Genomic DNA, 22,057 nt, shown 5'->3' with positions numbered 1-22,057 from the left:
AAGATGGTTTCCAGACGTACGATCCTGAAGGGTGCGGGCGCTGCCGCCGCGCTCTGGAATGTTCCGGGCTTGATGCTCCCCGCGCTTGCCGGCGACAAAATGCACGGACTATCGGTCTTCGGCGACCTCAAATACCCGTCCGGCTTTTCCCATTTCGACTACGTTAGCCCGCAAGCACCCAAGGGCGGCCGGATCAACTACCGGCCGCCGAGCTGGGGCTATAATCAGAATGTGCTGACCTACAACACGTTCAATTCGTTCATCCTGAAGGGCGATGCTCCGCCGCGCATGGAAATGTGCTTCGACACGCTCATGACGCGCGCCCTGGACGAGCCGGACGCCATGTACGGGCTGCTGGCGGAAAGCGTCGAGATTGCGGACGACGGCAATACCTACGTCTTCAACCTTCGTCCGGAAGCGAAGTTTCACAACGAGTCGAAACTGACCGCCGAGGATGTGGCCTTTTCGCTTATGCTCCTGAAGGCCGATGGTCATCCGCAGATCAGCCAGACCCTTCGGGAACTGGTTGATACCGAGGTGATGGACGAAACCCGTGTCGCCGTGCGGTTCTCGGGCAAACAGACCCGGCACCTGCCGCTGTTCGTCGCCGGCCTGCCGATCTTCTCCAAACGCTACTACACCGATTACGACTTCAAGCAGTCGACGCTGACCCCGCCTTTGTCTTCCGGTCCCTACAGGGTCGGCAGCCATGCGGTCGGGCGCTATGTCGAATACGAAAAGGTGACGGATTACTGGGCAAAGGACCTGCCGGTCGTCGTCGGGCACTACAACTTCGACATCATCCGCATCGATCTCTTTCGCGAGCGCCAGGCCGGGTTTGAAGCCTTCAAGAAAGGCGAGATCACGTTTCAGGAGGAATTCACCTCCAAGATCTGGGCAACGGGATATGACTTTCCCGCGGTTGAGGAGGGACGGGTGGTCCGCGAGGAGATCGTCGACAACCGTCCGGCCGGAGCTCAGGGCTGGTACTTCAACACCCGCCGCGACAAGTTCAAGGATCCACGGGTGCGCAAGGCTATCGGCTATGCCTTCGATTTCGAATGGACCAACCAGGTTCTGTTCTACGGCCTCTATACGCGCTCGGCGTCCTATTTCGAGAATTCGAATATGAAGGCGGAAGGCACGCCGCCGGTGGAGGAACTCGCCCTGCTGGAACCTTTCCGGGACCGGTTGCCGGCCGAAGTCTTTGAAGAAGCCGCCGTGCCTCCTGTCTCCGACGGGTCCGGTTTTGACCGGTCGTTGTTGCGCCAGGCTACCCGGTTGCTCAGCGAGGCAGGATACAAGAGGGACGGTTCCGTCCTCAAAGGCCCGGACGGCAAGCCGTTGAAGATCGAATTCCTCGACAATGCCGTTTCCTTCAAGAGGGTTGTCCAGCCGTTTGTAACGAACCTGGAGCGTCTCGGCATCGAGGCGACCTTCCGCCTCGTCGACCCGGCCCAGTACCAGTCGCGCGTGAACGACTTCGACTTCGACGTGGTCACGCAGAGGCTCACCACAGGCGCAACTCTGAGTGACACGATTCGGCAAATGTGGGGCTCCGGGGCAGCTTCGCAACCGGGCAGTCATAATCGGGCGGGGGATTGCCGATCCGGTGGTCGATGCCCTGATCGAAACGACACTGGCGGCGGACACTCGCGAGAAGATGACCATTGCCGCCGGGCGCTCGATCGCGTCTTGCGCGCAGGCTATTATTCCGTGCCGCACTGGTATAATCGGAATCACCTCTTGGCCTATTGGGATATGTTCGGCCGCCCGGACAAGCCGCCGTTTTACGATTTGCCTGTTGAAACCACGTGGTGGGTCGACACGGAAAAGGCGAAAAAGATCGGCAAGGGCAGTTAGGATAGATGCCTGACATGCCGCAGCAACAGAGGCAGTGAAAGACCGATATGGGCGCCTATATTCTCCGACGCCTTCTCCTGATGATCCCGACCCTGATCGGCATCATGGCGATCAATTTCGTCATCATCCAGTTCGCTCCCGGCGGACCGGTGGAGCGCGTTATCGCCCAGCTTTCGGGTACGGATGTCTCCGCGACGGCTCGTATTTCCGGTGGCGGCAGCGATATGGGCGGCGCTATGGGCGAGGCATCCGCGCGGCGGCGCCGGCGACAGCGTGACATCGAAATACCGCGGGGCTCAAGGGCTCGACCCGGAATTCGTCAAGCAGCTCGAAGCCCAGTTCGGGTTCGACAAGCCGCCGCTGCAGCGGTTCGTGGAAATGCTTTGGAACTATGCCCGCTTCGACTTCGGCGACAGCTATTTCCGGGATATCCGGATAACCGACCTGATCTTGGAAAAGATGCCGGTTTCGATTTCACTTGGCCTCTGGATGACGCTTATTTCCTATGCGATCTCCATTCCGCTCGGAATCCGGAAAGCGGTCAAGGATGGTTCGACATTCGACGTCTGGACCTCCGGCATCATCATCGTCGCCTATGCCATCCCCGGCTTCCTGTTCGCCGTACTTCTGATCGTGCTGTTTGCCGGCGGATCGTTCCTCGATATCTTCCCTTTGCGTGGGCTGATCTCCGAAAACTGGGAAAGCATGTCCTGGCCGGCGCGGATCGCCGATTATTTCTGGCATCTGGTCCTGCCGCTGACGGCAATGGCCCTGTCGGCCTTCGCGACCACGACGCTTTTGACGAAAAACTCGTTCCTGGACGAGATCCGCAAGCAATACGTGGTCACGGCCCGGTCCAAGGGCCTGAATGAACGCCAGGTGCTCTACGGTCATGTCTTCCGCAATGCCATGCTGATCGTGGTCGCGGGTTTCCCCGGGGCGTTCATCTCGTCGTTCTTCGCGGGTTCCCTGTTGATCGAAACGATCTTCTCGCTCGACGGGCTCGGGCTCTTGAGCTTCGAATCGGTGATCAACCGCGATTATGCGGTGGTCTTCGCCACGCTTTACATTTTCTCACTGCTGGGCCTGCTGGTGAACCTCATCTCCGACCTCACCTACACCTGGATCGATCCCCGGATCGACTTCGAAAGCCGGGAGGTCTGAGCTTTGGATAGTCGATTGAACAAGGATCTCGAAGACACCGGCCTGGACGTCATGAATCCTCTGGCGGAGGAAACAGCGCCGCCGCCGGCCCGCTTTTCCCTGTCGCCGATCAACCGTCGCCGCCTGACGAATTTCAAGGCGAACCGGCGCGGGTTCTGGTCGCTCTGGATCTTTCTCGTACTCTTTGTCCTGTCGTTGCTTGCCGAGTTCCTGGTCAACGACCGGCCGATCATCGTGTCCTACAAGGGCGAAATCCTGGCGCCGGTTTTCGTCAACTACCCGGAAGAAAAGTTCGGCGGCTTCCTTGCGATCACCGACTACCGTGATCCGTTTGTTCAGGAAGAGATCAATTCCAATGGCTGGATGCTGTGGCCGCTGGTTCGCTATTCCTATCGGACCGTGAACAACGCGATTCCGGTGCCCGCGCCTGCGCCGCCGTCCTGGATGATGGACAAGAAGGAACGCTGTCAGCGCTATCCCGAAGGTGAGAACGATCCGAACTGCATCGTCGGCAACTGGAACTGGCTCGGGACCGACGACCAGGGCCGCGATGTGCTCGCAAGGCTCGTCTACGGTTTCCGGATTTCCGTTCTCTTCGGCTTAGCCCTGACCCTGGCCTCCTCGGTGATCGGCGTCGCCGCCGGTGCGGTCCAGGGCTACTATGGCGGCTGGGTCGATCTGCTCTTCCAGCGCTTCATCGAGATCTGGACGGCAATCCCGACGCTCTATCTGATCCTGATCGTCTCTTCGGTTCTGGTTCCCGGCTTCTGGACCCTGTTCACGATCCTGCTCGCCTTCTCCTGGGTGGCGCTGGTCGGCGTGGTGAGGGCGGAATTCCTCCGCGGCCGGAACTTCGAATATATCGCGGCGGCACGTGCGCTGGGCGTCTCCAACCCGGTCATCATGTGGCGCCACCTGCTTCCCAATGCGATGGTGGCAACCCTGACCTTCATGCCCTTCATCCTGAACGGATCGATTTCGACCTTGACCGCGCTCGACTTCCTCGGCTTCGGTCTTCCGCCGGGGTCCGCCTCCCTCGGGGAACTGCTGGCCCAGGGCAAGAACAACCTTCAGGCGCCCTGGCTCGGCATCACCGGCTTCATCGTGATCTCGCTCATGCTGAGCCTGTTGATCTTCATCGGCGAAGCCGTGCGTGACGCCTTCGATCCGCGCAAGAGCCTCGGGTAAGGAGGGGACGACCGACATGACCTCTGACACCCTGGTTTCCATCAAGGACCTTTCCGTCGCCTTTACCCAGGCCGGCAAGACCAATCTGGCGCTGGATCGCGTTTCCTTCGACATCAACAAGGGCGAGACGGTGGCGCTTGTCGGCGAGAGCGGATCGGGAAAATCCATTTCCGCCCTGTCGATCCTGAAGCTGCTGCCTTATCCGGCGGCCTCTCATCCGTCGGGCGAAATCTTTTATCGCGGTGAAGACCTGCTCAAGGCCGATGAAAAGACCCTGCGCAAGGTGCGCGGCAACGAGATCTCCATGATCTTCCAGGAGCCGATGACCTCGCTCAATCCGCTGCACTCGGTCGAGCGGCAGGTGTCGGAGATCCTGAAGGTCCACCGGGGCATGAGCGACACTAAGGCACGGGCGCGGGTTCTGGAGCTCCTGAACCAGGTCGGGATCCGCGATCCGGAAAGCCGGCTCAATTCCTATCCGCACCAGCTCTCCGGCGGCCAGCGCCAGCGCGTCATGATCGCCATGACCTTGGCCAACGAACCGGACCTGCTGATTGCCGACGAACCGACGACTGCGCTCGACGTGACCGTGCAGGCACAGATCCTGAAGCTCTTGAAGGAGCTGCAGCACGAGCGCCACATGGCCATGCTGTTCATCACCCATGATCTGGGCATCGTGCGCAAGTTCGCCGACCGGATCTGCGTCATGACCGACGGCAAGATCGTCGAGCACGGACCGGTGAAGGAGATCTTCGATAACCCGCAGCATCCCTACACCAAACACCTGCTGGCCGCCGAACCCAAGGGCAAGCCGCCGGTCTCCGACGAGACCAAACCCGTCGTGGTCGAGGCCGCGGACCTAAAGGTCTGGTTTCCGATCAAGCGCGGCTTTCTCCGCAAGACCGTGGGCCATGTGAAGGCCGTCGACGGCATCGACGTCACTGTGCGCAAAGGACAGACGCTCGGGGTCGTCGGGGAGAGCGGATCCGGCAAGACGACGCTGGGCCTCGCCATTCTCAGGATGATTTCCTCAACGGGAAAGATCAGTTTCAACGGCCGGGACATTCAGGAAAACTCCTGGAAGGAGATGCGCCCGCTTCGCCGGGACATGCAGATCGTCTTCCAGGACCCGTTCGGCGCGCTGTCGCCGCGCATGTCGGTGTCCGATATCGTCGGCGAGGGTCTGCAGGTGCATTTTCCGGATCTGTCCGCACAGGAGCGCGACCGCAAGGTCGCCAAGGCCCTGGAGGAGGTCGGGCTCGATGCCTCGACGCGCTTCCGTTATCCGCACGAGTTTTCCGGAGGCCAGCGCCAGCGTATTTCAGTCGCTCGCGCCATGGTGCTGGAACCGAAATTCGTCATGCTCGACGAGCCGACCTCGGCGCTGGATATGAGCGTGCAGGCTCAGGTGGTCGATCTGCTGCGCGACCTGCAGAAGGCCCATGGCCTGGCCTACCTGTTCATTTCCCACGATCTCAAGGTCGTCCGGGCCCTTGCCAACGATGTCATCGTCATGCGTCAGGGCAAGGTGGTCGAGGCGGGGCACGCCGAGGAAATCTTCGACCACCCGAAGACCGACTACACCAAGGCGCTCATGGCGGCGGCCTTCCGCCTGGAAACCGCGCCGGAAGGCGTGGTCAGCGAGTAGACCTAGCGCATCGTGCGATGCTCTAACCAACCCAGCAGGTGGCGAAGAAGCCCTGGGCTTCCTGGTCCTTGCCGATGGAGCGTCGGGTCTTGTAGCCTATGAGGCCGTCCGCGCCGCCGACGTCATGGCCCTTTTTCTCCAGGACCTGCTGGAGGGTACGCACGGCGCCACGGGTGGTCTTCTTCGTCGGTTTCCAGGCGCCGGCAAACCCGTTGTTGTTTGAGTAGCGGTCCGCGAGATGGCCGACGAAAAGCGCATAGGTGTCGCTCTCGTTGTAGTCTTTCAGGACGTAGAAGTTTTCCGTGGCGATGAAGGCCGGACCGTAGCGGCCTGCGGGCAGCAGGATGTTGCCCGGTCGCGCCAGTTCGTAATCGGGAAACGGCTTGCCGCTGACCCGCTTCACCCCTTCCTTGACGAAATCGCGGATTGGCTGGCGGTTGTCCGGGCCCTCGCGCGTGCAGGAAACCGCGTCAGGCAAAAAGACTTCATAGCCCCAGTCCCGCCCGCTGACCCAGCCGTGTTTTGCAAGATAATTGGCGATCGATGCCATGACATCGACATCGGAATTCCAGATGTTGTGGTGACCGTCGCCATCGAAATCGACAGCGTATTTCAGGAAACTCGACGGCAGGAATTGGGGCTGTCCCATGGCCCCGCCCCAGGAGCTTTTCATCGCCGCCCTGGATACGTCACCGCTTTGCAGGATTTTCAGCGCGGCGATCAGCTCGTCCTTGAAGAACTCCGGGCGCTGTCCCATGAAAGCTCGGGTCGCCAGGACACGGATGGCGTCATGGGGGATTTTCGCGCCGCCATAACCCGATTCCCTTGCCCAGATCGCCAGGATGATCCGCTTCGGCACGCCGTAGCGCTGCTCGATTTTCGCAAGGGCCGCCGCATGCTGCTGCATCTTCCGGCGTCCCGGTCCGACCAGGGCGTTGAACTGGCTGTCCTTGAAATAATTCGCCGGCTCGCGAAACTCCGCCTGGAAATTGATTTTCGGCGGTTCCCCCTTGCCGCCCGGGCCGACGAGACCGGGAAGCGATGTATCCGGCGTCAGGCCCTTGAGTTCGCGCTGAAGTGTCTGCGAAGAGACGCCGGCCTTCCTTGCTGCGGGGATCACGTCGTTTTCCAGATAGGCCTTGAACTCGGTGTCGTAAGGCCCGGACCAGGCCGGCAGGGCAAATCCGGCCAACATGAAAATGAGCGGGAAAATACCAAGCGCCTTGATCACGAATCGCTCCTTAGATCGGGGACCGGAACCAAACCTAGCATAGTCCCTTCATTCAAGGTTTGTGAGTTCCGCTAGAGACGGACCCAGTCGAGGGCCTCGGCAGATTGTTCCGCGAGCTGCTGCTTGGTGAACAGATACCAGTGCCCTCCGCCGGTCTGATCATAGGAACGCGAAATCGGCGTGTTGAGGAGGTGGCACTTGAGAAGCGTTCCAACACCGCCATGGCCGGAAAACAGCACCGGGTCGTCTTCCGGTACCGAACCCAGCACTGCCTGAACCGCTGCAACGATCCGGTTTTGTGCATCCGCTGCCGGTTCCCAGCCCCGAACGGAGCTTTGCGGATTGGCGAAAAAGGCATCGGCCATGCATTCAAACTCGTCAGGTGGCAGGAAGCCTGTCGATGACCTGTCATTTTCATGCATGGCGTCAATTTTCCGGACGGGAAGATCAAACGCCGATGCAAAGATTTCAGCGGTTTCGATCGCTTTTCGCTCGCCGCTCGCAACCACATGACGGATCACCGGCGCCCATGGCAGGTGAACAGCCAGCTCGGCGCGGCTTCGCCCCAGGTCGGACAGTCCCCAGTCGGGAACCGGAACTTCTGGGTCGATGGCGACTTCGGGGTGGGTGAGATAGACGCAAAAACTCATTTTACGTCTTCAAGCCAGCCGATGATCAGCTCATGGGCGATGGAAATCGCCGGTGGAATGCGATGACCCAGGGGATGACTGCCCTCCACCATCTGCCGCACTTCCGCCCGGTCGCACCAGCGGCAGGCTTCCAGTTCGTCGTCGCCGATCGAAATCTCGCTCGACAGGGCGTCGCCATGGCAGCCGAGCATGAGATTGGCCGGGAACGGCCAGGGCTGGTTGGAGAGCAGGCGCACGTCGCCCACATGGATGCCGGCTTCCTCGAAAGTTTCGCGGCGAACCGCCTGTTCGATGGTCTCGCCCGGTTCCATGAAGCCGGCGAGGGTGGTGAACATGCCTTCCGCCAACCGCGACGGCCGTCCGAGCAACGCCCGGTCGCCATCGGTGATCAGCATGATCACGCAAGGATCGGTGCGCGGGAAATGCTGTCCCTCGCAGGACGGGCAATCGCGCCGGTAGCCGGCTTCCGCGAGTTTCGTCGGCTTCCCGCAGCGCGAGCAGAACCGGTGGGTGCGATGCCAGTGAACCAGCGCCCTGGCCTGGGAGAGGGCGCTCAGGTGTTCCCGGGAATACTCCGCTTCCAGTGCCAGCGTGCGCAGGTCGATGACCCGGACACCCGCGACCGCTTCCATCTCCTCGTCGGTTTGCGGCGTCGTGGCGGCGAAGTAAGGGCGGTTTCCGTCGTTATCCAGGCCAAGGAAAATCATTTCTTCAAGGTCGGCGCCCAGCTCGACCGCTCTGCCAAGCGGCAACCCGATGCGTGAAGGGTCGTCTGCGGGCAGAACCAGACGGTTCGAGGTGGACAAGACGACCTCGGTATCGCTGCGGGAAAGCTGGTCCTTGATCCAGTCCGCGTCGCTGCGCCGGATGGCGAGGCGATCGAGCCTGTTGTCGATGAAGTTCATGACCGGTGTGCGATCATGCGGCTTTCCGGCCGATGCCGTCATGAGAAGATCCTTGGCTTTGAATGCTGGGGTGACTTGCGGCAGATGTCATGGCGGAGGTCAGTCCGGCGAACCGGTCAGCGCGGACTTGAGCGCGGCGATGAGCTGATCCGCCTTGTCATGGTCGTAGGGCTTGGCGGGAACGGCACCCCACACGGGTCCCGGCCAGGCCGGATCGTCCCGGAAGCGGGCGATCACATGCACATGCAGCTGAGGAACCTGGTTGCCGAGGGCCCCGACGTTGAGCTTTTCGCAGTTGGTGACCTGTTTCAGCGACTCGCAGACGGTGGCGATTTCCTCCATCAGCAGGGCACGCTCCTGGGCGTCCAGATCGATGATTTCGATCAGGTCGGACTTGCGCGGCACCATCAGCACCCAGGGATAATTGGCATCCTTCATCAGCCGGACAGCGCACAGGCCGAGGTCCGCGACCGGGTAGCTGTCACCTTCGAGACGGGGGTTGAGATCGAACTGGATCATGAAATGGGCTCCGATTCACGTCGCCGGTAGACTAAACAGCTTCATGGGATTTGGCGAGCTTGCCTATACAAGGCTGTCAGGCCGGTGAATTGCGGATTTCGATTTCCTCTTAACTCAAGGGAATCGCGGTGTGGGCAAAATATTTGGCAGTCGAATTGGTGCAGGGCTGCAACAGATTCCGTAAATGCAGGCAGATTGATGGATTCGGAAAAAAAAGCGGCTTCCTCAGCAAATTTAGTATGTTAAGTGACTTGAAGAGACTCGATTAAGTTAAGCGCATTCAACCATTTCGATTGAGATACAGGGATATTATCCATGAGGGTTTTCAAAGGATTTGCCGCGTCAATAATCGGAGCCGCTGTCTTGGCTTCCGGTTCGGCGTTTGCTCAGGATATGTCCCAACCGGCAAATTGGGCCGGTTTTTATGCCGGAGTGGAAGCCGGTTACGGCTTTGGCACAGCCGAATGGCGCAACGAGCCAGTAGGTGTGCCGATCAATGCCGATCTGGATGGAGTATTTGGAGGCGTTCAGGGCGGGTATAATTTTCAGCATGGAAATTTTGTCTTCGGTCCTTCTGCCGCCTTCCTTTTGAGCGGGATCGAAGGCAATGGCATTTATCGTGCCCCTCCCTTTTTCGGCGCGACCATCCGTCAGGACCGGACGAGCAATCTGGAATGGCTTGGGCTTTTGAACGCCAAGGCCGGATATGATTTCAACGGCTGGCTTCCCTACGTCACCGGCGGCCTGGCAATCGGGCAGGTCAAGGGGACTTCGGGAGCGTTCAACGAAACGACCGGCACTGCATTCGGAACGACCGAATCCTCACGGGAAACGCATCTTGGGTTCAACATCGGTGCGGGTCTGGAGACAAAAATAACGTCGAATTTGTCGCTCGGCGCAGAGTACAAGTACGTCGATCTCGGCCAGTCCACATACACATTCCCGACCCAGGCGAGCCGCAAGGTGTCGGTCCATACCAATCTCTTCAGCCTGAAACTTTCCTACAGCTTCAATTGACAGCGGTCGCGGCCATTCGCCTCTCCCGGCCAGCCGGCAAACAATTCGTCCCACCCCCTTGCCAAAGGCCCCCTTCGTTCTGATATAAGGGCCTCGGGAGGTTGGTGGTGGACGAGCCACTCGCCAACCGGGTCAGGTCCGGAAGGAAGCAGCCCTAACGAGATCTCGGCACGGGTCACCGTGCCAGCCTCCCACCCTCTCCTCACAGTCCGGGTTCCGAATGTTCCGTTAGGGCGTCTCGCGACGCCCCGTTCGCTTTTGCGGATGGTGCACAGAAAAATCGGAAAAGGATCACGACACCGGCGCAAAAAAGGCGGTATGGTGCGCCCATGGACGAGATGGCTTTTCCTGATGACGGCGTGAAGACCGGGGCTGCGAAAGACGGCGCCTACCGGGTGCTGGCGCGCAAATACCGGCCCCAGACCTTCGAGGATCTGGTCGGTCAGGAGCCCATGGTGCAGACGCTGGAAAACGCGTTCGAGACCGGGCGGATCGCCCAGGCCTGGATGCTGACCGGCGTGCGCGGGGTCGGCAAGACCACCACCGCCCGCATCCTGGCCCGTGGCCTCAACTACGAGGTTCCCGGCGAGGCCGACCGGGCGACGGTCAGGCTGGAGAAGGAAGGCACCCATTGCCGCGCCATCATGGAAGGCCGGCATGTGGACGTCATCGAGATGGATGCCGCCTCCCACACCGGCATCAACGACATTCGCGAGATCACCGATGCGGCGCGCTATCGCCCGGCGACGGCGCGCTACAAGGTCTACATCATCGACGAAGTGCATATGCTGTCGACGGCGGCCTTCAACGGCCTGCTGAAGACGCTCGAGGAACCGCCCGAGCATGTGAAATTCATCTTCGCCACCACCGAAATCCGCAAGGTTCCGATTACGGTCCTGTCCCGCTGTCAGCGGTTCGACCTGCGCCGGATCGAGCAGCCGAAGTTGGTCGGCCTCCTGCGCCGGATCTCCGATGCTGAAGGCATTCAGATCACCGACGAGGCCCTGACCCTGATTGCCCGCGCGGGCGAGGGCTCGGCTCGCGATTCGCTCTCCCTGCTCGATCAGGCCATGGCCCACGGGGCCGGCGCGATCGAGGCCGATGAGGTCCGCCAGATGCTCGGTCTCGCCGACCGGGCACGGGTGATCGACCTGTTCGATCATGTCATGGCCGGCCGGGTCGCTGAAGCCATGGAGGAACTGGCCGCCCAGTACCAGGTCGGCGCCGACCCTGCGATCGTGCTGACCGATCTGGCCGACTTCACCCATCTGGTCACCCGGATGAAGGTGGTGCCGAAGGCGGGCGAGGATGTCTCGGTCACCGAAACGGAACGGCTGAAAGGTCATGAGTTCGCAGAAAAGCTGTCCGTGCGGGCCCTGTCCCGTGCCTGGCAGATCCTGCTGAAAGGCGTTCAGGAAGTTCAGGCCGCGCCCAAGCCGCTGGCGGCCGCCGACATGGTGCTGGTCCGTCTGGCCTATGCGGCCGATCTGCCCGATCCGGGCGAGGCGCTGGCGCTTCTGAAAAGCGGCGGAACGATTTCCGCCGGTGGCGGGGCGCCTGCCCCAACTGGTTCTTCTGGTGGACCCGGTGGCGGCGGTCCGGCCGCCTCCTTCGAGCCACGGCCGAAGCTTGCCGCCATCGCCGGCGGCGGCGCTCAGCGACCGCCCCAGATCAGGCCCCAGGCAGCGCCTCAGGTCCAGCCGGCCGTTCCGGCGGTTGCGCTCGGCTCTCTCCAGGACTGCGCGGCACTGGCATCCGAAAAGCGCGACATCCCGATGAAGGTCGCTATTGAGCGCCAGATGCGGCTCGTCAAGTTCGAGCCGGGCCGGATCGAGATCCAGCCGACCGAGGACGCATCGGCCGACATTGCCGGCGAGTTCGGCCGCAAGCTCACCGAATGGACCGGCACCCGTTGGATCGTCAGCATCAGCCGGGCTCAGGGTCGTCCGACGATCCACGAGGAACGCGAAGCGAACCGGGAAATGCTCCTGTCCGATGCCCGCGCGCATCCAACGGTCGCCGCCCTGCTCGGCAAGTTTCCCGGCGCGAAGATCGTCAACGTCAGCGTCCAGGAGACCGACGAGGACGAGGAACTCGCCGACCCGCTTCTGGGTGAGGCGCTGGGCGACGACGATGCCGACGAAGAGTAAACGAAATTCCCGTTTGCTCTCTGTTTTCCCTTAGACTAAGCCTGCCGCAAACAATGTCCGCATTGGATCGGGCAAGGCGCATCAGATGGAGAATGAGGCCATGGACTTCCTCAAGATGATGAAACAGGCAAAGCAGATGCAGGAGCAGATGGGCTCCCTGCAGGAAGAGATTGCCGAAATCGAAGCCGAAGGTTCCGCCGGTGGTGGCATGGTGAGCGTGAAGATCGGCGGCAAGGGCGAGCTCAAGTCCGTCAAGATCGATCCGTCCATGTTCAAGGAAGAGGACGTCGAGATCCTCGAGGACCTGATCATTGCCGCGCACAACGAGGCCAAGTCCAAGGTTGAGCAGGCCATGCAGGAAAAGACCCAGGAAATGATGAGCGGTCTCGGCCTACCGGCCGGAATGAAGCTGCCGTTCTAACCTCGGATCCATAGATGGCGCAGAACAAGGTCGTCGGACCGGAAATCGAGCGGCTGATCCAGCTTCTGGCGAAGCTGCCCGGACTGGGGCCGCGCTCGGCGCGCCGCGCCGCGCTGCATCTGATCAAGAAGAAGGATCAGCTTCTGGTGCCGCTCGCCGAGGCCATGGGCGTGGCGGTGGAGAAGATCGGCATCTGTTCCGTCTGCGGCACGGTCGACACCTCCGACCCCTGCGTCATATGTTCCGACCCGCGCCGCGATCAGAGCGTTCTTGTGGTGGTGGAAGACGTCGCCGACCTCTGGGCCCTGGAACGGGCCGCCGCTATCAACGCGCGCTATCACGTTCTCGGCGGCACCCTGTCGCCGCTTGACGGTGTCGGCCCGGAAGACCTCAACATCGCCTCCCTGATCGAGCGCTGCGGCAGCGAGGCCATCGAGGAAGTCATCCTGGCGATCAATGCCACGGTGGAAGGCCAGACCACGGCCCACTACGTCACCGACCAGCTGTCTCACCTTGACGTAAAGGTCACCCGCCTTGCTCACGGCGTTCCTGTCGGCGGCGAACTCGACTATCTCGATGAAGGCACCCTGGCTCAGGCTCTGAGGGCCCGGACGCAGTTCTAGGGGAGCAGTCGCGTGAGCGGGAAACTCTATGTCGTGGATTGGGAATTCAGTTATGACGGAAATGGCTACTTGCCCATTTTCGACATCCGGGAAATTCCGCCTGCCGATGATCTTACGGTTCAGGTTCGACTGCAAATTAATGACGATGGAAGGCCTTTCGGCGACGTGTTTAGATTAGATGTCCTGTGCGGGCGCGATCGGTACAATGCCAAACAGTCGGGAAAACCGAAGAACTCCAACTGGAAATTCATCAAATGTGAGCGGTTCGATCCCGATGAAGTCGAAGCGCGGATCTTGGCCATTGTCGACAGCTGTGCGTCGGACTGGTTCACGCGAAGCCTGGATTGCCTCCGCAAACATTTCGACTGGGAGTACGAAGGGAGGAAACCCTCAGCCCTCTAGGCTCATTGCCCTTGCGCCCCATCGCCTGCACACCTATGTCGGGACAATCCGTTTCAAACCGCGCAAGGAACCAGATGCTCTCAGCCGCTTCCCGTGCCTTTGGCCAGGTCTTCGAAAAGCCCTTCCGGGCCATATTCTGGAAAATGCTGGGCTTTACCCTTGCGGTTCTTCTGGTCATCTGGATCGCCCTTCAGGGGCTGGTTGCCGGGTTCGTCGATCTTCCCTATTCCTGGCTGAACACGGCGCTCTCCATCCTGACCGGGGTCGGCGCTGTCATCGGTCTCGGCTTCCTGATTGCGCCAGTCTCGGCCCTGTTCGCCGGGCTGTTCCAGGACGAAATTGCCGATATCGTCGAGACGCAGGATTATGCGGCCGACCCGCCGGGCAAGGCGATGGCCCTGATCCCCTCGATCCTCCTGGCCATCAAGTTCACCGGCGTGGTGATCCTCGGCAACATCTTCGCACTGCTGCTGCTTCTGGTCCCCGGCATCAACCTGGTCGCCTTCTTCGTGGTCAACGGGTATCTGCTCGGCCGGGAATTCTTCGAATTCGCCGCGACCCGCTTCATGCCGGTCGAGGACGCCAAACGCCTGCGCAAGGCAAAAAGCGGAACCGTCTTCATGGGTGGGCTGGTCATCGCGGGCGTTCTGGCGGTGCCGATCCTCAACCTCATCACGCCGATCTTCGCGACCATCTTCATGATGCATGTGTTCAAGCAGGTTTCCGCTGGACAGGCCGCCAGATATGGAGAAGCTGGGAGAGACTAGCGGCATGACCGCACAAACCTGTTGACGGGTCGGCATGAAAGATCTCCTGGACGAAATTTACGCGAAAGTCGGCCTCTCTCCGGACCGGGGCGGCGTGGCCACCTATATCCCCGAACTCGCCAAGATCGATCCGCACCAGTTCGGCATTTGCGTCGCGACTGCCGATGGCCAAACCTACACGGCGGGTGATGCGGATGTGCCGTTTTCCATCCAGTCGGTCTCCAAGGTCTTCGCCCTTGCCTTGGCGCTGGGCAGGGTGGGCGATCAGCTGTGGCGCCGGGTCGGCCGGGAGCCGTCCGGCCTGTCCTTCAATTCGCTTCTGCTGCTGGAGCGCGAGGACGGTATCCCGCGCAATCCGTTCATCAATGCCGGCGCGCTGATCGCGACCGATACCTACCTCACCGGCTCCAGCCCGAAAGAGGCCCTGGGCCAGATCCTTCGGTTCTTCCGGGCCGCCTCCGATGACGAGGACATCCACATCAACGAGATGGTCGCCCGTTCCGAGATCGCGACGGGTCATCGGAACATCGCGCTCGCCCACTATCTGGCCTCCTTCGGCAATCTGCATGCCCCGGCGGATCAGGTTTTCGGCACCTATTGCCACCAGTGCGGCATTGAGATGACCTGCCGCCAGCTTGCCCTGGCCGGCCGGTTTCTGATCGATACCGAAGACACGCCGAAACTGGTTTCCCGAGAACGCAGGCGACGGATCGCGGCGCTGATGATGACCTGCGGTCATTACGACGGTTCCGGCGACTTTGCCTTTCGCGTCGGCCTGCCGGGGAAAAGCGGGGTCGGCGGCGGCATCCTCGTGATCGCGCCGGGCAAGGCCTCGATCGCGGTCTGGTCGCCGGGGCTCAATCGCTACGGCAATTCCAAGCTCGGCACTGAAGCGATGGAAATGTTTGCGAAGGCTACCGGCTGGTCAGTCTTCGGTTGAGCCCTAGGCCATACCCTCATAAAATAGGTTGAAATGGTAGGAATGAATTTGTTCGGATACGAGGCGCAAAGCTGCAGGAAACCATCCGGTTTTCAAAGTTTTGCAACGACGTAGCCGGTCAAATTCACCCTATCCTGAAAGGACGCAAAAATGGCTTCGATCTGCTGCGTCAAACCGCTCAACCGGGCAGAAAGCCCGCTTTTCGCGCTTTTCCTTGCAGCTCATTGCCGTTTGCTGCGCCATTCCAGTCTATTTTATGAGGGCATGGCCTAGCTTTGTTCTATGCAACGCTTTTACGTGTCCGGAAGCATACCCAGAAGTTGAATCGCGTGAAGTTTCGGTCCGTGCCGGTCAAAAACAATTCAGATTCATCCATTGGATGCTTTGACGGGACGATATCTTGGCGCTAGAACGCATTTGGACAACGCCTTGAATTGCTTACGCTAACGTAAACGTAAGCAGGCGTCGTACGGGAGAGAAGTTCCATGTCGAATGCCGACCTGCGGGGCAACCGCCCCTTGTCGCCCCATCTTCAGATCTACAAGCCGATCCTGACGATGGTCATGTCGATCCTGCACCGCATCACCGGCGCAGCCCTCTATTTCGGAACCATCCTTCTCGCCTGGTGGCTGATCGCCGCTGCCGCGGGACCGGAGTATTTCGATTTCGTCAACTGGATCTACGGCACGATCATCGGCCGGCTGGTCCTGTTCGGCTTCACCTGGGCCCTCGTGCACCACATGCTTTGGGCGGTCTGCGCCACTTCATCTGGGACATGGGCGCCGGGTTCGGACGCGAGGCCCGCGAGTGGCTGGCGCGCGCCACGATCATCGGCTCGGTCGCACTTACGATCGTGCTCTGGATCATCGGTTACGCGGTTCGCTGAGGGAGACGACAATGACTGATATGCGCACCCCGCTCGGCAAGGTCCGCGGCCTCGGCTCCGCCAAGGAAGGCACCGATCATTTCTGGAAACAGCGTGTGACGGCCTTCGCCAACGTGTTCCTGATCTCCTTCTTCGTCATTCTCGTGATTTCGCTGCAGGGCTCTTCCCACGGCGACGTCATCTCATGTCTGAAGAACCCCCTCGTCTCGATCGTCCTTCTCCTGGTGATCCTGTCGGGCGTCTATCACATGAAGCTCGGCATGCAGGTCATCATCGAGGACTACGTCCACGGTGAAGGCCTGAAGGTCCTGAGCCTGATGGCGAACACGTTCTTTTGTGCATTCATCGGCCTCGGCTGCATCTTCGCCGTGCTGAAAATTGGCTTTGGAGGCTGACCCTGATGGCCAACACATATGAATTCGTCGACCACAGCTACGACGTGGTCGTGGTCGGTGCCGGCGGCGCCGGCCTGCGTGCGACCCTCGGCATGGCCGAGCAGGGGCTCCGCACCGCCTGCATCAGCAAGGTCTTCCCGACCCGCTCGCACACGGTTGCCGCCCAGGGCGGGATCGCCGCCTCTCTGGTGAACATGACGCCGGACAGCTGGCAGTGGCACATGTACGACACGGTGAAGGGCTCCGACTGGCTCGGCGATACCGACGCCATGGAATACCTCGCCCGTGAAGCGCCCGCTGCCGTCATCGAGCTGGAACACTACGGCGTGCCCTTCTCCCGTAACGAGGAAGGCAAGATCTACCAGCGTCCGTTCGGCGGCCACATGCAGAACTTCGGCGACGGCCCCCCCGTGCAGCGCACCTGCGCCGCCGCGGACCGGACCGGCCACGCCATCCTGCACACGCTCTACGGCCAGTCGCTGCGCAACAACGCGGAATTCTTCATCGAGTATTTCGCGCTCGACCTGATCATGTCGGACGACGGCGTCTGCCAGGGCGTGATCGCCTGGAACCTGGACGACGGCACCATCCACCGCTTCTCCGCCAAGATGGTCGTGCTTGCGACCGGCGGTTACGGCCGGTCCTACTTCTCCTGTACTTCGGCCCATACCTGCACCGGTGACGGCGGCGGCATGGTTGCCCGTGCGGGCCTGCCCCTGCAGGACATGGAATTCGTGCAGTTCCACCCGACCGGTATCTACGGTGCCGGCTGCCTGATCACCGAAGGCGCGCGCGGCGAGGGCGGTTACCTGACAAACTCCGAAGGCGAGCGCTTCATGGAGCGCTATGCGCCGTCGGCGAAGGACCTTGCGTCCCGCGACGTGGTCTCCCGCTGCATGACCATCGAGATCCGCGAAGGCCGCGGTGTCGGCCCGAAGAAGGACCACATTTTCCTGCACCTGGATCACCTGGATCCGGCCCTGCTCGCGGAGCGTCTCCCGGGTATTTCCGAATCGGCCAAGATCTTTGCCGGTGTCGATCTGACCAAGGAGCCGATCCCGGTTCTGCCGACGGTCCACTACAACATGGGCGGCATTCCGACCAACTACTGGGGCGAAGTGCTGAACGCGGATGCCGAAAATCCCGACCGTATCCAGCCGGGCCTGATGGCCGTCGGCGAAGCTGCCTGCGCCTCGGTGCACGGCGCCAACCGCCTCGGTTCCAACTCGCTGACCGACCTTGTGGTGTTCGGCCGCGCCGCCGCCATTCGCGCCGGCCAGGTGATCGACCGGAACGCGGCCGTGCCGACGCCGAACGAAGCCTCCTGCGACAAGATCATGGAACGCTTCGACCGGCTGCGGAATGCAAACGGCAACACTCCGACCGCCGACCTGCGCGAAAAGATGCAGCGCGCCATGCAGGAAGACGCCGCCGTCTTCCGGACCCAGGAAAGCCTGGAGCAGGGCTGCAAGCGCCTGACGGAGATCTGGGGCGAGCTGAAGGACATCAAGGTCACCGACCGCTCGATGGTCTGGAACTCCGATCTGGTGGAAACGTTGGAGCTGGAAAACCTGATGGCCAACGCCATCACCACGGTGTTCGGCGCGGAAGCCCGCAAGGAAAGCCGCGGCGCCCATGCCCGCGAGGACTTCAAGGACGGCCCGTTCGCCGGCCGCGACGACGAGAACTGGCGCAAGCACACGCTCGCCCGCGTAAGCGAGGCCGGCGACGTCAAGCTGGAGTATCGTCCGGTGGTCACCGAACCGCTGACGACGCCCGAGCAGGGCGGCATCGACCCGAAGAAGATCGCGCCGAAAGCGCGCGTCTACTAAGGAGCGGCAGGTCCCGTGAGCGCATCGGCTGCCATCATGGATACGGAAAGCCCCTTCGGCACCTACAAGGCCGAAGGGCTCGTCCGCTACGCCTGGAAACTGGCCGATCATCACGATCTGTCGGCTTCCTTGCGCAAGCGGATCCGTGCCCTGGTGGCGCGCCTGTTCAAGGGGCCTTACGACACTGAGGCCGACGGCCTGAAGTTCCGGATCTATCCGGGCCAGAACTACGACGACCGCAAGATCCTGGCCAAGGGCCGGCTGCCGGAAAAGGACGAGCACAAGCTGCTGCGCCCCTATCTGGAAGCAGGCACGACCTTTGTGGATGTGGGCGCCAATATCGGCAGCTACACGCTTTTCGCCGCAAGTCACGGCGCGAGGGTGCTGGCGGTTGAGGCCAACCCGGAAACGGCTCGGAAGCTCGCCTTCAACATCAAGGCCAACGGTCTCGATCAGGTGAAGCTTGCCGGTGTCGCCATCGGCGAAAGCGAAGGCACCCTGTCGCTCTGGCTGGAGCCCTCCAACTGCGGCTTCGCCACCCTGGTGGAAGACCTGACCATCGGCGAATGGGCCGGCGACTGGTCTCCGAAGGAAGTGGCCGTGCGCCCGCTGGCGGACGTGCTGGCCGACGAGGGGATTGGCCGGGTCGACGTGCTCAAGGTCGACGTGGAAGGTTTCGAGGACCGGGTGGTCCTGCCGTACTTACGCAACACGGATCGGTCCGCCTGGCCGCGGGTCATCATGCTTGAAACGAATTGCCGGCCGCATTGGGCCGAGGACTGTGTTTCCGAACTGGAAACCCTCGGCTACCGCGCAGCCGGTGTAACGAATGACAACACGGTGTTCGAGCTTCCCGCCTGAACGCTGCACAGATGTGGCCCGGACGCGATATAGCGGGCCCAAACGCGGAGCGATGAAAAATGGTTCAGCTGACGCTTCCCCGGAACTCCCAGGTGACGGCAGGCAAGGTATGGGACAAGCCGGCCGGCGCGACCAACCTGCGCGAATACCGGATCTACCGCTGGAACCCGGACGATGGCCGGAACCCGCGCGTTGATACCTATTTCATAGACACCGACGACTGCGGTCCGATGGTGCTCGACGGGCTCATCTACATCAAGAACAAGATCGACCCGACGCTGACCTTCCGCCGCTCCTGCCGTGAAGGCATCTGCGGCTCCTGCGCCATGAACATCGACGGCACCAACACGCTCGCCTGCACCAAGGGCATGGACGAGGTTGCCGGCGACGTGGTCAAGATCTATCCCTTGCCGCACATGCCGGTGGTCAAGGACCTTGTGCCGGACATGACCCGGTTCTACGCCCAGCACCGCTCCATCGAGCCCTGGCTGCAGACCGTGTCGCCGGCGCCGGAAAAGGAATGGCTCCAGTCCCACGACGACCGGACCAAGCTCGACGGCCTCTACGAGTGCATCCTCTGCGCCTGCTGCTCGACCTCGTGCCCGAGCTACTGGTGGAACGGCGACCGCTACCTCGGCCCGGCCATCCTGCTGCAGGCCTACCGCTGGCTGATCGACAGCCGTGACGAGGCCACCGGCGAGCGCCTGGACAACCTGGAAGACCCGTTCCGGCTCTACCGCTGCCACACCATCATGAACTGCTCCCAGGCCTGCCCGAAGGGTCTGAACCCGGCCAAGGCGATTGCCGAGATCAAGAAGATGATGGTCGAACGGCGGGTGTAATTGCGCTAGGGAATATCAATCAGGAAGGCCGCCTCCGGGCGGCCTTTTTCGTTGGCAAACGACTCAAGGCTTTCTTCGCAGAGCGTCTCTTGCTATTCGCTTCCGAATTCCGTGCCCTTTGCTAACATCACAGACGCCTAAGGGTGAGTCCGGACTGATATCGACCCACTCGGCGACAAGTTTGTTGTAAAGATCAAACTTGTCATTCTCAAAAGGTAGGGGTGTCGCCCCAAGGCGGCGTAATGCGATAAATATTTCTGGTCGGGAGCCGGTTGAAGGCCCCTCTTCGTCCCAGGCCATTAGAAGAAGCGGTTCCAAAATCGCCCGGCCGGGGGCACCGATGATACATGCTGCCTCGAAAGCTTCGTTTGCGACCGAACTGTGCCTATGCCACAGTTTTTCGTCGGATAACACAGGCAGGGCTGCTGTTCCCAGATAGCCCAATTTTCGAACAAGCGGGTCGACCTTCCAAAGCCAATGCTTGTCGTCGGCAGCGGAAAATAGGGCCAGTATGCGGTCGCCGTATCTGAAGAATTCCAGCAGCGGCAATTGCGCCATAAGGCGGGCGAGCTGTCGGCCATTTCTTGGGGCGTGGCCTTGTCCCTTTCCGGTTATTTCGGCAACGCGCTCGAGCGCATCCATAATCGCGGGTGCCTTAAGTTTGAGGACTTCGGGACGGCTTAACATAAGCTCAAAGCTGCGCAGGGGCTTAGCGGAGACTGGGTCCGACATCATTTCCTGAAGGCGCCCGAGCTGATGAGACAACGCGGTTTCTTCAATTTCCGAAATTTGCGTAAGCAAGGCCGATGAATCGGCGCCGTCGCGCAATTCGGGTTCGGCTGCGGCGAGATCTAGCGCCTTGGCGGTCGCTTCCAGGTCCCGGTACTGTTTACTCGTCCCGGAAAGGATAGGCGTAGGAGGTTCCCGTCTGAAAGCCTGGATGCATTCCCAAGCTGGCTTTGATGAATTCAGGCCGCAACCCAAGATCGGTTGCGGGAAAAAGGTGAGCGGGGCGGCCGTCCCTCCGAGGATCTCGAAAAGTCGCCCGTCGGGGAATTCGATTGAGATCTGATGTTGGACGGTGGGAAGGAGGCCTTCTTCCTTTTTTTGGTTTCGGGTTTTCGAGACTCTTACCGGTTCCTTTAAAGGCGTCTCAGGCATCGATAGCAGGCAAAGGTGATCGATTTTCGCGAAACGTCGTGAAGGAAGATCTGCAGGGAGGAATTGGATGGTAATGTCGGCGTCGCGTAAAGCGCCGCCATTGTCCGAAACCCGCGTGCAAACGGATTTATCCACCAATCGAAAGGAGCGATAGCCAGTGACAGTTTTTGCATCCACAATGTAGACGCGCGCGATGTCATAGTTTCGAACGATCCAGGCCGCGTCTTTCTCATTGTTAAAAACAAGTTCCTGGCTTTCCGGATTAAATCCGGTTGCCACACTTGCATTGGCTGTATCGAAGGACCGGGTAAGCCCTGCCAGCTGTTGGTGTTCGACCGCGAAATTTGTCCAATACACCCCATAAAATACAATTGGCAACGAGAGCCACCAAAGCATTTTGGCCCTGACTATTGCTTCTAGTGCAGTTCCGATCATGCCTAAATTGATGAGTGCAACGGACCATAACATTGCTCCGGCAAACATCAGGAATATGCCTGTCCCGGGAAATAGCTGAAGCAGGTAAACAGCACCGGCCGCGACGAAGAAAAACAACGAAATGGGTGTGTATCGCAACATTTTCACAACCTAATGT

Annotated in this window: 19 protein-coding genes, 1 other RNA gene and 2 pseudogenes; 17 read left to right on the top strand and 5 right to left on the bottom strand. The window is 60.7% G+C overall.

The genetic code is table 11. The features are described from left to right. The first annotated feature begins 3 nt into the window (after positions 1 to 3). The 4 genes and pseudogenes from ABIN98_RS02290 (at position 4) to ABIN98_RS02275 (ending at position 5,863) form a co-directional block, all read left to right on the top strand. A complete protein-coding gene (locus ABIN98_RS02290; RefSeq protein ID WP_346907023.1) occupies positions 4 to 1,863 on the top strand; it encodes an extracellular solute-binding protein in 1,860 nt (619 codons plus the stop codon). Positions 1,864 to 1,910: 47 nt separating this feature from the next. Continuing rightward, positions 1,911 to 3,027: pseudogene (locus ABIN98_RS02285) on the top strand (microcin C ABC transporter permease YejB). A 51-nt stretch (positions 3,028 to 3,078) separates the two neighbouring features. After that, entirely contained in the window at positions 3,079 to 4,215 is a 1,137-nt protein-coding gene (locus ABIN98_RS02280; RefSeq protein WP_346907181.1) for an ABC transporter permease, read from the top strand. A 16-nt stretch (positions 4,216 to 4,231) separates the two neighbouring features. Next, positions 4,232 to 5,863 (top strand): ABC transporter ATP-binding protein, encoded by a 1,632-nt coding sequence (locus tag ABIN98_RS02275; RefSeq protein WP_346907021.1) that lies wholly within the window; start codon positions 4,232 to 4,234, stop codon positions 5,861 to 5,863. Positions 5,864 to 5,885: 22 nt separating this feature from the next. On the opposite strand, the gene ABIN98_RS02270 is transcribed toward ABIN98_RS02275, so the two are convergent. From ABIN98_RS02270 to ABIN98_RS02255, 4 genes are all read right to left on the bottom strand, one after another. Next, complete coding sequence (locus ABIN98_RS02270; protein WP_346907019.1) at positions 5,886 to 7,094, bottom strand: lytic murein transglycosylase; 1,209 nt, start codon at positions 7,092 to 7,094, stop codon at positions 5,886 to 5,888. Positions 7,095 to 7,165: 71 nt separating this feature from the next. Beyond that, entirely contained in the window at positions 7,166 to 7,744 is a 579-nt protein-coding gene (locus tag ABIN98_RS02265; RefSeq protein ID WP_346907017.1) for a histidine phosphatase family protein, read from the bottom strand. Beyond that, complete coding sequence (gene nudC, locus ABIN98_RS02260) at positions 7,741 to 8,691, bottom strand: NAD(+) diphosphatase (protein WP_346907015.1); 951 nt, start codon at positions 8,689 to 8,691, stop codon at positions 7,741 to 7,743. The genes ABIN98_RS02265 and nudC overlap by 4 nt, the downstream gene beginning before the upstream one ends. 57 nt (positions 8,692 to 8,748) lie before the next feature. Beyond that, complete coding sequence (locus tag ABIN98_RS02255; protein ID WP_346907013.1) at positions 8,749 to 9,168, bottom strand: HIT family protein; 420 nt, start codon at positions 9,166 to 9,168, stop codon at positions 8,749 to 8,751. Positions 9,169 to 9,483: 315 nt separating this feature from the next. Here ABIN98_RS02255 and ABIN98_RS02250 point away from each other — a divergent pair, with 315 nt between their 5' ends. The 13 genes and pseudogenes from ABIN98_RS02250 to ABIN98_RS02190 all read left to right on the top strand — a co-directional run bounded on the left by ABIN98_RS02250 (position 9,484) and on the right by ABIN98_RS02190 (position 20,304). Further along, entirely contained in the window at positions 9,484 to 10,185 is a 702-nt protein-coding gene (locus ABIN98_RS02250; RefSeq protein WP_346907011.1) for an outer membrane protein, read from the top strand. Between the two features lie 96 nt (positions 10,186 to 10,281). Further along, positions 10,282 to 10,380: signal recognition particle sRNA small type (gene ffs, locus ABIN98_RS02245), an RNA gene on the top strand. 134 nt (positions 10,381 to 10,514) lie between these two features. Then, positions 10,515 to 12,335 carry a DNA polymerase III subunit gamma/tau gene (locus ABIN98_RS02240; protein WP_346907009.1) on the top strand — a complete coding sequence of 607 codons (1,821 nt, stop codon included), beginning with the start codon at positions 10,515 to 10,517 and terminating at the stop codon, positions 12,333 to 12,335. 100 nt (positions 12,336 to 12,435) lie between these two features. Continuing rightward, positions 12,436 to 12,756 carry a YbaB/EbfC family nucleoid-associated protein gene (locus tag ABIN98_RS02235; protein ID WP_346907179.1) on the top strand — a complete coding sequence of 107 codons (321 nt, stop codon included), beginning with the start codon at positions 12,436 to 12,438 and terminating at the stop codon, positions 12,754 to 12,756. A 14-nt stretch (positions 12,757 to 12,770) separates the two neighbouring features. Then, positions 12,771 to 13,379: a recombination mediator RecR gene (recR, locus tag ABIN98_RS02230; protein WP_346907007.1), complete on the top strand. Its 609-nt coding sequence runs from the start codon at positions 12,771 to 12,773 to the stop codon at positions 13,377 to 13,379. Positions 13,380 to 13,391: 12 nt separating this feature from the next. Then, on the top strand, positions 13,392 to 13,781 hold the full coding sequence (locus ABIN98_RS02225; protein WP_346907006.1) for a hypothetical protein: 390 nt from the start codon (positions 13,392 to 13,394) through the stop codon (positions 13,779 to 13,781). Positions 13,782 to 13,855: 74 nt separating this feature from the next. After that, positions 13,856 to 14,548: a sulfate transporter family protein gene (locus tag ABIN98_RS02220; RefSeq protein WP_346907004.1), complete on the top strand. Its 693-nt coding sequence runs from the start codon at positions 13,856 to 13,858 to the stop codon at positions 14,546 to 14,548. 34 nt (positions 14,549 to 14,582) lie between these two features. After that, positions 14,583 to 15,488 carry a glutaminase gene (locus ABIN98_RS02215; protein WP_346907002.1) on the top strand — a complete coding sequence of 302 codons (906 nt, stop codon included), beginning with the start codon at positions 14,583 to 14,585 and terminating at the stop codon, positions 15,486 to 15,488. A gap of 485 nt (positions 15,489 to 15,973) precedes the next feature. Beyond that, positions 15,974 to 16,374: pseudogene (gene sdhC / locus ABIN98_RS02210) on the top strand (succinate dehydrogenase, cytochrome b556 subunit). Between the two features lie 11 nt (positions 16,375 to 16,385). After that, positions 16,386 to 16,769 carry a succinate dehydrogenase, hydrophobic membrane anchor protein gene (gene sdhD / locus ABIN98_RS02205; protein WP_346907000.1) on the top strand — a complete coding sequence of 128 codons (384 nt, stop codon included), beginning with the start codon at positions 16,386 to 16,388 and terminating at the stop codon, positions 16,767 to 16,769. A 5-nt stretch (positions 16,770 to 16,774) separates the two neighbouring features. Then, positions 16,775 to 18,601: a succinate dehydrogenase flavoprotein subunit gene (sdhA, locus tag ABIN98_RS02200; RefSeq protein ID WP_346906998.1), complete on the top strand. Its 1,827-nt coding sequence runs from the start codon at positions 16,775 to 16,777 to the stop codon at positions 18,599 to 18,601. 15 nt (positions 18,602 to 18,616) lie between these two features. Next, positions 18,617 to 19,462, top strand: coding sequence for an FkbM family methyltransferase (locus tag ABIN98_RS02195; RefSeq protein WP_346906996.1), 846 nt, complete (start codon positions 18,617 to 18,619; stop codon positions 19,460 to 19,462). A 59-nt stretch (positions 19,463 to 19,521) separates the two neighbouring features. Continuing rightward, positions 19,522 to 20,304, top strand: coding sequence for a succinate dehydrogenase iron-sulfur subunit (locus ABIN98_RS02190; RefSeq protein ID WP_346906994.1), 783 nt, complete (start codon positions 19,522 to 19,524; stop codon positions 20,302 to 20,304). Between the two features lie 63 nt (positions 20,305 to 20,367). Here ABIN98_RS02190 and ABIN98_RS02185 read toward each other — a convergent pair whose 3' ends face one another. Next, positions 20,368 to 22,041, bottom strand: a complete 1,674-nt coding sequence (locus tag ABIN98_RS02185) for a hypothetical protein (RefSeq protein WP_346906992.1) — start codon at positions 22,039 to 22,041, stop codon at positions 20,368 to 20,370. Positions 22,042 to 22,057 lie beyond the last annotated feature (16 nt).

The sequence above is a fragment of the uncultured Roseibium sp. genome, assembly GCF_963675095.2.
GTDB lineage: Bacteria > Pseudomonadota > Alphaproteobacteria > Rhizobiales > Stappiaceae > Roseibium.
Note: the sequence above shows the minus strand (reverse complement) of the source record. Positions and strands in the feature narration are given on the sequence as shown.